9 protein-coding genes are annotated in these 13,967 nt (G+C 42.9%); all 9 read right to left on the bottom strand.

Features of this window, described 5'->3' with window-relative positions:
• Nucleotides 1–71: 71 nt before the first annotated feature.
• Complete coding sequence (locus AC1XUO_RS21360; RefSeq protein ID WP_483331808.1) at nt 72–2,276, bottom strand: alpha-galactosidase; 2,205 nt, start codon at nt 2,274–2,276, stop codon at nt 72–74.
• A gap of 133 nt (nt 2,277–2,409) precedes the next feature.
• Complete coding sequence (locus tag AC1XUO_RS21355) at nt 2,410–2,745, bottom strand: DUF6616 family protein (RefSeq protein WP_483331807.1); 336 nt, start codon at nt 2,743–2,745, stop codon at nt 2,410–2,412.
• 129 nt (nt 2,746–2,874) lie between these two features.
• Complete coding sequence (locus tag AC1XUO_RS21350) at nt 2,875–3,468, bottom strand: HD domain-containing protein (protein WP_483331806.1); 594 nt, start codon at nt 3,466–3,468, stop codon at nt 2,875–2,877.
• A 155-nt stretch (nt 3,469–3,623) separates the two neighbouring features.
• On the bottom strand, nt 3,624–4,622 hold the full coding sequence (locus AC1XUO_RS21345; RefSeq protein ID WP_483331805.1) for a sugar phosphate isomerase/epimerase family protein: 999 nt from the start codon (nt 4,620–4,622) through the stop codon (nt 3,624–3,626).
• Between the two features lie 68 nt (nt 4,623–4,690).
• Complete coding sequence (locus AC1XUO_RS21340) at nt 4,691–5,491, bottom strand: hypothetical protein (protein ID WP_483331804.1); 801 nt, start codon at nt 5,489–5,491, stop codon at nt 4,691–4,693.
• A gap of 36 nt (nt 5,492–5,527) precedes the next feature.
• A complete protein-coding gene (locus tag AC1XUO_RS21335; protein ID WP_483331803.1) occupies nt 5,528–9,367 on the bottom strand; it encodes a PVC-type heme-binding CxxCH protein in 3,840 nt (1,279 codons plus the stop codon).
• 144 nt (nt 9,368–9,511) lie between these two features.
• Nucleotides 9,512–10,813 carry a DUF5690 family protein gene (locus AC1XUO_RS21330; protein WP_483331802.1) on the bottom strand — a complete coding sequence of 434 codons (1,302 nt, stop codon included), beginning with the start codon at nt 10,811–10,813 and terminating at the stop codon, nt 9,512–9,514.
• Nucleotides 10,814–10,842: 29 nt separating this feature from the next.
• Nucleotides 10,843–12,198 (bottom strand): aspartate aminotransferase family protein, encoded by a 1,356-nt coding sequence (locus AC1XUO_RS21325; protein ID WP_483331801.1) that lies wholly within the window; start codon nt 12,196–12,198, stop codon nt 10,843–10,845.
• A gap of 68 nt (nt 12,199–12,266) precedes the next feature.
• Nucleotides 12,267–13,934 carry an alkaline phosphatase family protein gene (locus tag AC1XUO_RS21320; protein WP_483331800.1) on the bottom strand — a complete coding sequence of 556 codons (1,668 nt, stop codon included), beginning with the start codon at nt 13,932–13,934 and terminating at the stop codon, nt 12,267–12,269.
• Nucleotides 13,935–13,967: the final 33 nt, after the last annotated feature.

The following is a 13,967-nucleotide window of genomic DNA, read 5'->3' as shown; positions in this document are numbered from 1 at the left end:
CAGTTTAACAAATGATGGAAAAAAGAATCCTCATCTTATATCTGGTTGATGAGCAATAATATTATCCCGCTTCACTCCAAAACCAGCCAGGTATATCCCTTCGCGGGCAGCGTTAGTTTTATTGAAACATTGTAGTCACGATCTACCTGATATGACTTCGCAGCATTCTCCTTTTCTCTGATTTGGATCGTTTGATGTTTTCCTGTATAGTAAACTGGCAACTTTATGTCGCGGACGATATTTTCACCGAGCGGATTATAAACCATCACCAAACCTTTCTCCTTCAATGACGGGTTGACGTGCATCATGCCATCCCAATCTCTGCCGTCTGCGCGCCGCAAATGGACCATGTCCGAGTTCAAAATATCCCTGTATTTCTTGTACCACTGAATCACATTTTGAACTGTCTTTTTTGTCGTTTCTGTATCATACAATCTCGGCCCGCGGTAACAAGCCTGAATACCTGCCCCGTAATATTGCATCATCAGTTGCTCATAGGCATCCAGATGTTCTGAAAGCGGTTCAAGAATAGCATCCGGGCCTCCACCCTGATATTTGGTCAACGGAACAAATCCCCAAACCATGGACGGTGTTTCATTCCATGATGCATCGTAGATATTCTGTCGGTTTAGTAACATCTGCTGGTCACGGGACAATGAAAAATTCACTTCCCGATAACCTAATGCAATTTTATTTGTCCCATCCAGAAAATACCAGTCCGGTGCGTTGACATAAATTCCGTTTTCGTTACACCAGTGATAAAGACTTTTCTGCAATGCCATTTGTTTCCATTGTGAGTCGTGTAAGCCTTCATGTCCGGGATGGGTTGTGGACGCGCAGACATCACCGGGATAGGGCCCGTCATTTTCAAAAATATTGAACCCGGTATATGTCATGAAAAGTTTGAGTTTTTCCAGATAAGCCAGTCCCCACTTACTTCCCATGCAAGGTGCGTTACCAAAAAAAGCACCGCCCGGTTTGCCGGTTTTGGGATCAATCACATCGTCCTCAGAACTTATTTTTCGCGAACTGAATAGAGAATAACTGCCAATAAAAATATTTTTGCTATGCGCATAATCTGCCAGTTCTTTCCATTTTTTCAGATTGGCTGCGGAGGTATCTTCCAGATCACAATGACTTCCAAAACTCAGGATCAAAGCTTCATAACCCGTTTCGGCACATTGATCGATTGCCGTTTTTACTTCTGCATCATTCTTACTCACCAGATGCATGAAAATCGGGTTGCTCGTTGTCCATGGCGCAATAGTCCTGTACATCTTACGAATCGCCAGTCCATTTCGCTCGCGGTCATAACGATCCTGCAAGAGTTCGTAAGTTCTAATTGACTCAAAATGCCCGCCTTTTTTCAGGTCAACCCCAACACTGACCTTCGGGTGAACTTCAAGTAAACAAGGTGTTTGAAAACGATAATTGACCTGGGAAGTATAGGCCGAATCCCTTTTCCAATGCGTCGCCTGATCACTCAACTTGTAACGCATTGCATTGTTGAAAGCAAAATTATTTTCAACATAAATTCCGTTTGGTATTGCCATTTGTTCCGTGTTTCCTTCCACAGCACTTTCCTCTTCCACAACCGCCAGAATCTCATTCACCACCTGATCGAGCCTGACATTTTTGTCTGTGTTATTTTGTAAAGTCACCCACTTGCTGATCAGAGGAATTCCTTCAAAAATGGAATAATGCACAGCTACATCCAGTCCGTTCAATGCTGGCAAAGCAGATTGGAAATAAAATGTGATCGATTTTCCTGCTGGATTTTTTTTATTCCCCGTCCACATCGGGGTTTTCCAGTTGAGATAAGGTTTAATATCTTCAACAGTATATTTGACATAATGAAAAGCACTATCCGAGGTTTTAAACGAATCGATCCATTCCGGTAACAAATAAGCATTTTCCTTCTGTCCATATAATCCTCCGACGGAATAAGCTTTTCCGTTAATTGTCAAACGCGCTTCCGGCTTTACGGCCCTTAAAAGTTGTTGTCCGTTGCTTAAATTTTTAAAATCAGTACATGCCAGATCAGGCGTTATACGAAAAGTCCTTTTTAAAAGTCCGTTGTATAATACGATATCACGTCCATCTTTACTCTGGAAAACCTGCGCCTTTTCAGCAGCAGGCCTAACCAGCCAATCGGCAGGTTTTTTATTTTCAAATTCAGTTTTCCAGACTGGAAGTTGCTGGGCAAATGTTGTGTTCAACAAGCTGCTAAAAAACAGCAAAATAATTTTCAAACGAATATGTAGAGTCGGGCCCATGTATATGTTTAGGAATTTTACAATAAACATAAGATTCCTAAACATAGTATCAACGGATAAGGCGCATTTATTTTGGGAAAGCGGATACTATCAATCTTTTTTTGACAGAAATAATGGCGGGTGCTGCTAAAAGTTAAAGATTAATGGAATGATCAAGCACTGGGCCCGGCTCCCCAATCCGTCCGGATGCATTGACCTGTTCAAAGTAATTGTACCAACCTGCATCAACAACCATTTTCTGAAAACTTTTAACCAGATCCTGAGTTGGAAATTTCCAGATTGCAAAGTACTGGAAGCCATTAAAGTTATCAATCGTGCTATCGTTAAATGACCATGTTATAATCTCTACGCCGGAGGCCAACACATTTTCAACAGCTCCGCCCACGGCGGTAACGTAGGCGGTACGATCAGAAGTTGGCAGGTCAAGCCAGGCTTGTTTTGGATTCCACATTTCAACGAAAATATACATAAATTTTGCGTTTAAGGATGAAATCAAATTTACTCAATCTATATGTGTAAAAATTTAATTCTTAGCAAACGGCAATCTTAACCTTATAATATTGAGTTACTTACAAAGTAAACGGGTCAGATATTCAGATTACTCTTTTTTTAGAATTCCTTTATCAACACTGTCATTAATCAAATTCTCCGCATAATTCCAGATAGATTCTGAACCATATCGCATCACACTTTTTTTATCATATACCTTCTGATAATCCACATCAAATTCTTTCCAGGTCCCGCCATTGTTGGAAACATTTTGCAGCAGCGGTTCCAGGCGGTCCATTGATTTTGCGAACTTGGCTTCGGCGGTTTCTCCGGTTTCAAATTCTTCCCAGACCGCAATCATTTCATCGCGCTGCGCATCCGGCAATAATCCAAAAATCCTTTTTGCGGCCAATAATTCTTCGTCGGTATTTGTATGATTTTTTACCGTATCATAAATAAATGTATCTCCTGCATCAATTTCAACAATATCATGAATCAAAACCATTTTGACCACTTTTAAAATATCAATCGGAACGTTTGAATGCTGCGATAAAATGATAGCCATCATGGCCAGATGCCAGCTGTGTTCAGCATCATTTTCATGACGATCACTGTTAAATAATTTCGTACGGCGCTGAATGTATTTTAGCTTGTCGATTTCTTTAATAAATTCAATTTGTTTGATTAAATCTTCAGTTTGCATCGGGTTATAAAAAAGTGGTACGATTCAGTGTCAGGAGAAAGTAAAGCTAATAAATTTAGATTTTTGTAAGGCAGCAAATCTTGGTAGATAATGATTAAAATGAAAAATGCAGACTCCTATATCAGGAACCTGCATTTTTTGTCACCGAAATTATCCTAAGCCATCAAAGCCTTCCGTGCATATTCAACACATTTTGCAGTTTCTTTAACCGCATCCGAACCTGCGGGAATTTCATATTCCAGCTCAATCGTAGCGGGGAATTTATATTTATTTTTTCGCATCAGTTCCAGTGCTGCGATTATTGGCGTATCACCCTCACCCCAGGATACATTCTGTCCGCCATTCGCTTTTGACTTCCGGTCTTTCGTATGCATGCTGACAATATTTTCATGTTTGGCCTTGATCAATTCCAACGGATCGAAACCGGCTGCCACATAATGCCCCATATCAAAGTTAAGCGCATTGTATTTTGACTGTTCAAGGGCAACGTCCCAGGCGGTAAAGGTCTGCTGTAAATGTCCATGATATCCAACGTAAATTTTATTCTTTGCCGCCAAATCGCCTAACCGTTTTGTTTGCGCCGGATCGGTTGGAAGCTCAACTGTCGCCTGGTTTGCTCCAAGTGCTTTCGCCGCCCGAAATGCATAATCCACCTCTTCATCAGTATTGTTTACGCCCAAAGCCGACGGCTTGAATGCATAAATACTGACCCCGGCGTCATTGTACATTTTCCGAAGCTGCATAAACTTTTCCATTGGCACTTTGGAACGCCATAATGCTATTTTTTTTGCGTATTCTGCTTGCTCCGCTTTTTGTTCGGGTGTGAGTTCCGGCCGCTGACCGGGTGTGCCGGAAGGACGCGGCGGTGCAATTGGTGCTCCCGCAAACGTTTCAGCCGCGGGTCCCATCAGTTCGATTGCGCTGATATTACTATCAATACAATATTGCAAAACCTGCTCGGCACTGCTTGGCATACTGCGCCAGGAATAACTGATCACACCGATTTGCACACCGTTAAACTGCGAATTCGGTTTGCCAAGATTTTTTATATAAGCAGGCATACCAAAACCTGATTCTGAAATAAGTGCCATACCGGCCACAGCCAGCGAAGACGCACCTAAAAACTGCCTTCTGGAAATTTCCTGATGTTTCATATGAGATTATACTTTAAAGCTGATTTAGATTATTGTATAAAGGAGAACAGTACACGATTCTATCGTATTTAAAAGGGATATTCAGTATTTTCAGGAAGTGGTTCCACAACGACCTTCATCCATTTTCCAGCCACTTTGATAACGACAATATTCCTGTCTTTGTCATAAAACATAGTTCCATTTCCCGCCCCTTTTAATTCTTTAAAATTGACATGTTTTGCATCGTCTCCGTAATTTTGTTCAGCATCTTTTTCCGGTTGTTTTTCCAGAATATCTTCTTTTCCAACGTTACCCAAAGTCAGCGCATTTGTCATTTTTAATGATCCGTAAAAAACAGCTTTATCGCGGCCAAATAAAAATGAGTGTTGGCGAACATCCGAGCCAAGCTTGAACCAGTTGTAAGCATTTTCAGAATGATCATAGGCAGTGCTATAATAATATGCCTCAGCAACGGGGCGATCAAGTTCAGTATGTTTATTAACCAAAAAAGTGATCCGCGATTTATCGTCGCTGGCATACCCTTCAAAAACGTGATAGCCCCATCGCTTACGATTTCTTTCCTGTGCATTTCCCCGAACCTGAATCATGTAGGGTGTGCTTAAAATACCTTCAATCGTTGTGTACATGGGCGTGATCTTAGGATTAAATCCGAAACTATATCCACGCTCCTTCCATTTGTCCCAGGTACTGTCCACATCCGATGAGAGTACAACCCGATGCTGTTCTGAATTTCTGGAAGCAGGGAGCACTTTAATATAATTGGACAAAAGACCAGGTTTAGGAGTTCTTTGAGCATTTACATTTGAAGCAGCGCCCGCCGAAATTATGACGATCAGCAGATAAAATTTGAGGAAATAATTGAGCGACATGGTATTTAAATTATTTGTGAGTAACGAAAAGCAGGTCTATTTTGACAACTCAATCTGCTTGCTCGTCCTCATATATCCAACCAAAGCCGTAATTTCCTTATCCGATAAATCATTCAGCAAACCGGGAGGCATCATCGAAACGGGTGTTGTCTCCCGTGTCTGGATATCGGATTTATTGATCGCCACGGCATCCTGTCCCACAATCCGAAGCGTGATCTGCCGCTCAGTTTCCTTGGCAATATTGCCAACATAAGTTCGTCCATCGCGCGTGGTGACCACCACCATTTTATAATCGTCCTGAATTTCACCACTTGGATCCAGGATGTTTCCAAGCAAATAATCAAGATTAGCACGGTTCGAACCGGTAAGTTCCGGCCCGATAATTCCGCCCTCGCCATACATTTTATGACACGGTGCACAGGTTTTTTTAAAAATCAACCTGCCCTGACCCAGATTCGCCTGACTAACGTTATGATCAGTTAATAGATTTTTGTATTTTTTGTAAGCATTTTCATCAAACGCCACGTGATCGATCGGTCCCCACACTTCAACAAACCCACTGCCAACCACACGTCTCAACTGCCTCGCAACATAAGTCGGAATATCTTTTTTTGAAATAATATTTTTAGATATAGCCTGTGTTAAAATCCATCCCGATTTAGGTCTTGACGCAAGGGTCTGAATAGCTTCGGCTTTTTCCGCAGTACTGAACTTTGGATAACGTTCAACGAGCAGCCTTGCAAGTGATTCATCGTCAAATCCCGCCATGGCACGGATCGCGTCAATGCTGATATTGTCGTCATCAAGCAGTGCAGGTAACTCTTTGACCAATTCCGGGCGTTGTCTTACCGCTAATAATTGCAATGATTTACGACGCTGGTCGGCTGTTGCATTTTTATTCTTCAAAACAACAAGCGCATTTTTTGCAGCCTCAGTATCTCCAAAATGATTTGATATTTCATAGGCCAGCTGGGCGACAGGTTTTCCCTGCGATTTCAAACCGGCATAAACAGCATTCCAATTCGCAGGTGTTTTAAGATCTGTTCTTCCTTCCAGTCCGTCGCGCATGCCTTCCAGCAGCGAAACCTGATTGGTCGTCTTTTTACCTACCAATGAAACCAACCGTTCAACCACATCAGCATCTACGGTTCTTCGCGCTATGAACTGCGTAACCATTGGAATTTTACTTTGAACGGCGAGTTCCAGCGCGCGGGGAGTATTTTCCTGTATTAATGGCTCAATTCCATACCAGGTCATCTTTGGAAGATTGTGGTCGTTCGCGTCTTCCTGATGTGATAACAAACCTTTTGCGATATCCCACCGGTCGTCATAACCCAACCGCTGCAAAGCCGAAGCCAGATAGAGCCGAACAACAGCGGATTGCTCGCCACTGGCAAGCTGAGCAAATTTTGCAAGAACCTCCTTCCCTACGTTTTTATCTTCGGTCAAAAACTGGATAGCCCATGCTCTGACATATTCGTCTTTATCAGACAAAGCATCCAAGAGCATTTTATTATCCAGACCACCCGTTACCTGCAGACTCCACATGGCACGCAGGCGCCAGTCAGGGTTGGTATTTTTGGAGTAAATCGAAAATAACTTATCATAGGTTTCTTTTTCCAAAGGTTTTTTTGAAGCGCGGTTCTGAAGTATAATCCTGGCCCTTCTGGCATGCCACTCGCTTTTACTTATTTGTAGATCAACTAATTCACTTTCAGAAAATTTTGTAAGATCGGCATACCGGTTTTTCCAGTTTTCAGCCAGGGAGACTTTGGGCATAATCCTGAAAATCCGTCCGGTTTCTGAATTCAAAACATCCGAACCGCAAATATCTGCATCATGCCAATCAAGCACATAAAGCCCGCCTTCCGGCCCGACTTCCATACTAAATCCAACCCATTGTGCATTATTTGCCATCATGAAATCATCCCCATGTTTCCCGGAAAAACCAGAACCCTTGCGTTCCAGAACATCGGATAAAATGCCGTGTTCGTGAATGTTAGCCATAAAAATTCTGCCTTTTTCCGTTTCGGGAAATGCATCAGAAAGATATACACGCGCTCCCCCATGGGCTGAGCGATGGCTGTGATCTGCAATGGTTTTGATATCATTGTAAACATACGGATTGAAATGCTGGCCTCCCTGACGGTGATAAATTCCTCCCGGCACAACATGCCACAAATGGGGAATGACGCAGGCTGTCATCAACAGCTGCCCTTTTGCGTCATAATCTATGCCCCACGGATTACTGAATCCATGTGCAACAACTTCAAATTTACCTTTGACAGGATGGTAGCGCCAAACTCCGCCGTTAATATCAGTTCCTTCCTTCAAAGTGTCGGTTGGGAAAGGATCTTTGTGCCTGAAAATCCTGCCTTTCCCAATTGGTTTCCCAACTTTCGACGGTGTTGCAAAACCCTGTAAACCGTATAACCAACCATCCGGGCCCCAGTGAAAACTGTTTAAGGTTTCATGTCGGTCACGGATTCCCCAGCCTGTCAGCCGAACTTCAATGGCATCCATATCCGCCTTGTCATCCCCGTTTTTATCGGGTACAAAAAGCAGATTTGGTGGAGCTCCCACGAACACACCGTCAAAACCTACGGCGATCGCGGACGGAAAAGCGATACCTTCCATAAAAACGGTTCGTTTGTCGGCTACTCCGTCGTGATCGGTATCTTCGAGAATCAGAATTCTGCTGTCACCTGAATTTGAAAAACCTTTTCCGCGGGATTCATAATCCTTGTTTTCGGCGATCCACATACGCCCGCGGTCATCCCAGCAAAAAGCCATCGGCTGCGTCATCATCGGCTCAGAAGCCCATGCACTCACCTGAAAACCATCTTTGATTGTCATGGCGGCAACTGCTTCCTGTGCACTTAAAAACTTTGCTTCTCTTCCCTCCTTCTGAGCAATTGCCCACAAGGCAGCAGTGTTGTAAGTTCCGTTATTCCCTATAAATTCGCCAAAGGTTTTGGTAAGTGCAACATCATTAAGGACGCCGGTGTAGATAACCAGTTCATGTTTAATCACTTCGGTCTCTCCTTTTTTTATGTGCCAGTCAGCCTTTCTTGCCCTTGCAGGACCAGCGCCCAGCTGACCATCCACCCGCCATGTTTGGGGATATCCTTTATTTTCCGGATGATCAAGAATGGCAATATGCGCCAGATCGTTTCTGCCTTCAACCTGCATGGCAATATCAACCCACATCGCCGGCTGTCCTTCGGCTTTCTCATTTCGCTGGCGGGCGGCGTTGATCACCTCGCCTTTTATTCCTTCTTTCCATGGCATTCTTACAAACAATCCGCCATAATCATACTTCCCGATCGTCACATCCGTTTTTGCTTCACCACTCCATTCCAGATCAAGCAGATATTTTCCGTCTTTCTGCCTCATCGACCAGTTCTGCGTCTCTGTCAAAACGGCGGTCCCTGTCGAATCCAGTAAATCGTAAACCGTCTGCCATTTTACTTCCAAACCCTTCGCCTCCAAAACCGTTGCGGATACACGCCGCCAATAACCTCCATCAGGGTGATGAAAATAGTCACGACCATTAACCCGGGTATACCCCCAATAAATACCGGTCTGATGTTTGTGGTGGCCGGGACTGTACTCAGTGAGAATACCTTTTCCATCCGGTGCTATGATCGGGTGCAAATATGGTCTAAAATCTGCTTTTGTATTTTGCACCAGGATCGGTTTAACCTCCGAACCCCGGAAAATGCTGATCGTTTCCTTTGACGCATTCTGAACTATTCTTAATGCAGGATCTTTTGAAACGGACGAATCCGCAGGTTTTTCCGGTTCAGCGAACGGGTACCAGAAGTTTATAATTACAAAAAGTAAAAAGAGGGGAACTGATCTTAAAGTGTTCATACCAGAATGCCAATGTTTTGACTGTTATCGAGATCATTACATTTGGTATAAGGATTGAAGCGTAAGAAATTACTGCAATTAGTACCTTCTAATTTATATAAAATATAGGATTAAGAATATGATAAATGCTATGGATTAATCAAATCACAGAGCGCTCACAAGTTTATTCCCCGGAATAACTTTCCCATTTCTCCGATGTCTTTCGAGATAAACATTCCCAATAATCAGCAGTACCAAACTGACCGCTGCCTGTAAATAAATGAACTGCATCAACACGTTTGACCAGCTCATCTGTTTCATGAAAAATTCCTTATATAACAACAATCCAACACTTGACAGATACCCGAAACTCTCACAGATGTAAACGAAAAAACCTGCATTTGCCCTTAATCTGAACAGGGCGATCAGACGGTCAAAAATGGCGGACTGGATTACTGTGAAAGCCAGAAACATACCGGTACCAATTGATAACATCCAGTAAAATCCGTTAATCAGATTTTTTTCAAACAAATAAGTTGAAACTGCACTCATAAGGATACCCGTAAAAATGACAAGATTGGTCATTCGGAAACCAACGAGATTGTTTTTAATAAAAGCCAGACTGCCAATCACGACTAAAACGACAAAACCCGTAATCATCTCCGTCTGGGACAGAACGCTGCTAACCCAATTGGTGTCAATTTCATTCCAGATTTCAATGGTAAAATTGTCCCGAAAATCCCTTACGACAATGAGCATAATATAACAGATCAGCAGGCAAAAAACCGGAAGACCAAATTCTGTCAGTACATTTCTTTTGTCGTCATTTCTCATCGGAACTCGTTCGGTTCTTAACCGCATGTCTTCTTCAGTCGGGGCAGGCAGAACCTCCAGCATCCAGACAAAAAGGAAAAAGAAAGGCAAAAATAACAATCCGATACTAAAAGGCATCCAGAATTCTGTGATCCAGGGAAACCATTGATGGACTTCCAGATAGGTTGTTTTTAACACGCCAGATGCGATGATTATACTGATATTTAATCCCATTGCAATCATTTCTGTAAATCGCCGGCCTTCCAGAAAGCTGAAAACAACGCCATAAACCATCCCTAGCGGGAGGCCATTGATAAAAAGAAATACAAAATTGTAGGGATAAGGAACGATACCAAAAAATAAAAGAGCGACCTCGGCAACGAGAATAAGGGAAATAATCAACCTGACGCGCGAAGTAGATTTAAGTTCTGAAATAATCTTGATCCCTGTAAATTTGGACAAGGTATACCCGGCAACCTGAGAAAGAATCAATATCGTTTTATAGCCAATTCCTGACAATGCTAACCCTTCATACAGTCCTGAATTAAAAGGTTTCCGAAATGCATACATGCAAAAGTACGCGCCAAACGAAGCAATAATTGACCAGGCAATAAATAAAAAATTAGAATCCAGTAATGCCTTCTTAATTCGCATGGCGTTGTGATAAAATGCTGATATTTATCTTAAACGGAAGCCGTCTCCATAGCAGTTTCCAATATTTGTAAAGCTTTTGTTAATTCTTCGCGTGTGATGGTGAGCGGCGGCGAAAGCTGCAAAACATTCCCCTGCGAAACTTTGAAACTCATCCCATATTTCAGGCATTCGTACATGACAATTTCTGCCTCGCGCACCGCTTTTTCTTTTGTTCCTCTGTCACGAACCAACTCGATACCCCACAATAAACCAATACCGCGAACATCTCCAATCAGCGGAAATTTTCCTTTAAGGCGATCAGTTTCAACTTTCATAAACAACTCGTCATCAAGTACTTTTTCCAGAATGTTATGACCTTCAATAAATTCAAGCATGGCCAGCCCTGCCACACACCCCAGCGGACTTTTCTCATGCGTAAAATGTCCAAGGGAAACGCTTCCGGCGACATTATAACGTTCCCTGGCGACGATCGCAGCAATCGGCATCACAGCTCCGCCGAGCCCTTTTCCAAGACAAATAATATCAGGTTCAATGTTGTAATGTTCAAAGGCAAACATTTTCCCCGTGCGTCCAAATGCGATGGGTATTTCATCCAGAATGAGCAATACGTTATGTTTATCACAAATTTCGCGAACGCGCGTCCAGTAAGCCTGCGACGGAATCTGAACATCTGTATTGCGAATGGTCTCGATCATAAAAGCACCGATATCACCCTCCTTTTCAATGACATATTCCAGGTAATCTGCATAGGCAACGTCGCTGTCGCCAGCAGATTTGAAAGGGCCGCGATAGGTCATCGGAGGCGGAATACGTTCAACGCCCGGCATCAGCGGACCAATATCTTTCCTGAAATCCAATTCGCCGCCCGCGGAGATAGCATCCAGGGAAGCCCCGTGAAAGGAATCCCAGAGCGAAATAATTTTATGTTTCCCAGTAACAATTCTCGCCAGCTTCAAAGCCATACTGATCGAGGATGTACCACCAGGCGCGAACAAAACGCGTTTCAAATCACCCGGTAAAAGAGCACTTAATTTTTTGGCCAGTTCTATGGCCGGAACATTGGTGTAACGCCGCGGGGAAAATGGCAAAATATCCAATTGCTCCTTAATCCGGTCAAGGATATAAGGATTTCTGTAACCTACCTGATGAACGTTGTTTCCATGAAAATCCATGTACTTTTTGCCTTGAATATCAGTCAGGTAAATCCCTTCACAAGAAGCCAGCACATCCAGACAAGGGGTAGAAAGTGCCTGATGGAGAAAGTATTCCGCATCCTCTTCCAATAAAGAAAGCGTGTCTGCATCCTTTATTATGGCATACCAGTTGCTCCTTTCCGATGTCAGATTGATATCTCCTTCCGTTCGGTTGTGTTCTTTTTCACTCATTGCTTTCAAAAAAATGGCGGCGTCGCTTTATTTGTAAAATATATAAAGTGTTTAGGAATAATCAGTTATCATTTCACAAAAAGCTTGTCGGCAGGAATCAATTGTTTAGTAATTCCAGGACCTTTATAAAAAGCATCAAGCCAGAATCCGCCGCCATTGTTATAATATTCCACACGAATCGGATGTCTTCCGGCTGTCAGTTCGATTGATCCGGTTTCTTCCATCACCCCATGATTTCCATCGTTGTCAACGACTTCTTTACCATTAATGAACAATTTACTACCATCATCAGATTGAGTGGAAAATGTATATTTCCCTGTTGTGTCTATCTGGATAAAACCTGAAAACTGCAAGGCAAAACTCTCATTACCTTTTTCAAGTATCCCGTTAATTTGATCGCGGTTGATATTAAACTCAGGGCTTATCCAGGATGATCCTTTTTTTAATGTGCCAAACACAGGAAGTTTTGATAACTCTTTTCCCTGATAAAAAGTGGTGGTAAGACCATTTCCCGAACCCGGTTTAACCAACCGAAAATAGGCTGTTGACAACAAACTCGCATTCCCTTTTTCATCGAAAGATTTCGCTTTTATAACCGTCGACTTATTGACTGTAAACGGAGCCTTGTACTCAGGTGAAGATTGATCCGGGTCCTTGCCGTCAGTTGTATATCTTGTTATTCCTTTTTCCGCTTTTGCATCGATTTTAACCGTTGCTGTTTCTGTCGTAAACAGGCCACCAGCCTGCTGATATAGTTTTCTTTCAGGATAAATAACGGGCTGACTTACCATTTTTTCTCCCAGCCATAAATTTTCAGGTTCCGAAAATCCGTCAAATGCAGATTTTACTGGGCGGCCCGTCCAGGCATACGGTGGCGTGATATCCAGCGCAAATGCAATCGTTGCCGCCAGATCATAGGTATAAACCTGCTGTTCAATTTTATAACCTTTTTTCACATTCTTACCATAAAATATTCCGGCAATCTCTGCTTCCTGCGGGGTTGCGCCACCATGGCCATACCCTATTCCACCATGATCCGCCCAGATAATGACCAAAGTATTTTCTTCAATTCCTGCGTCTTTGATACCTTTCAAAATCTGTCCGACCAACGAGTCAGCTTTTGTCACGGATTGATAATATTCCTGGGAGCCATGACCGCCATGATGCCCGGCATGATCCACATGATCAAAATGTACAAATCCAAGTGTCGGCTTTTTTTCTTTGATATACCGGATAAAATCCGTCGCTGTTGAATCCTCTGTAGAAAAGTTTTTATCGTAATTGAGTGAATTTTTCTGAAACAATCTGCCAAATCCATCCCAGTGATAAACCGTCCCAATTTCTGTTTCCGGTTTCGCTTTGTGAAGAACGCTGAAAATTGTTGGAAAACGGCCATCAGCTTCCTGAACGATGGGCGGCAAAGTGTGGTCGTCCATTTCCCAATCATTGCTGATTATACCATGTTGCTCCGGTCCTGCCCCCATGATCATGGAAGCCCAGTTCTGACTGCTGCTGGAAGTCAGAACCGTCCGCACATTCCATTTTACGCTGCCGTTAGCAATCATATCATGGATCACAGGCGTTTTTGCCTTTTGAATTCCATCCGGACTGAGCCCGTCAATGCCAATGACAATGACGTGCTCAATACCCGAAGGAGACTTTTCGCCATCCTTTTTACAAGATGCGAACAGGGCAATTAATAAAAGAAAATTAAGGGTTTTGGAATTAAAAGTCATCTTGTATATGGTTTGCTCTTGGTAATCATTGCA

The organism is Dyadobacter sp. HNCC25DJ186 (assembly GCF_056895235.1).
Note: the sequence above shows the minus strand (reverse complement) of the source record. Positions and strands in the feature narration are given on the sequence as shown.

Coding starts and splice junctions, on each gene's coding strand:
- AC1XUO_RS21355 (WP_483331807.1), bottom strand. CDS start 2,745: ATGTATATTTTCGTTGAAATGTGGAATCCAAAACAAGCCTGGCTTGAC.
- AC1XUO_RS21320 (WP_483331800.1), bottom strand. CDS start 13,934: ATGACTTTTAATTCCAAAACCCTTAATTTTCTTTTATTAATTGCCCTG.
- AC1XUO_RS21330 (WP_483331802.1), bottom strand. CDS start 10,813: ATGCGAATTAAGAAGGCATTACTGGATTCTAATTTTTTATTTATTGCC.
- AC1XUO_RS21345 (WP_483331805.1), bottom strand. CDS start 4,622: ATGAAACATCAGGAAATTTCCAGAAGGCAGTTTTTAGGTGCGTCTTCG.
- AC1XUO_RS21360 (WP_483331808.1), bottom strand. CDS start 2,276: ATGGGCCCGACTCTACATATTCGTTTGAAAATTATTTTGCTGTTTTTT.
- AC1XUO_RS21335 (WP_483331803.1), bottom strand. CDS start 9,367: ATGAACACTTTAAGATCAGTTCCCCTCTTTTTACTTTTTGTAATTATA.
- AC1XUO_RS21325 (WP_483331801.1), bottom strand. CDS start 12,198: ATGAGTGAAAAAGAACACAACCGAACGGAAGGAGATATCAATCTGACA.
- AC1XUO_RS21350 (WP_483331806.1), bottom strand. CDS start 3,468: ATGCAAACTGAAGATTTAATCAAACAAATTGAATTTATTAAAGAAATC.
- AC1XUO_RS21340 (WP_483331804.1), bottom strand. CDS start 5,491: ATGTCGCTCAATTATTTCCTCAAATTTTATCTGCTGATCGTCATAATT.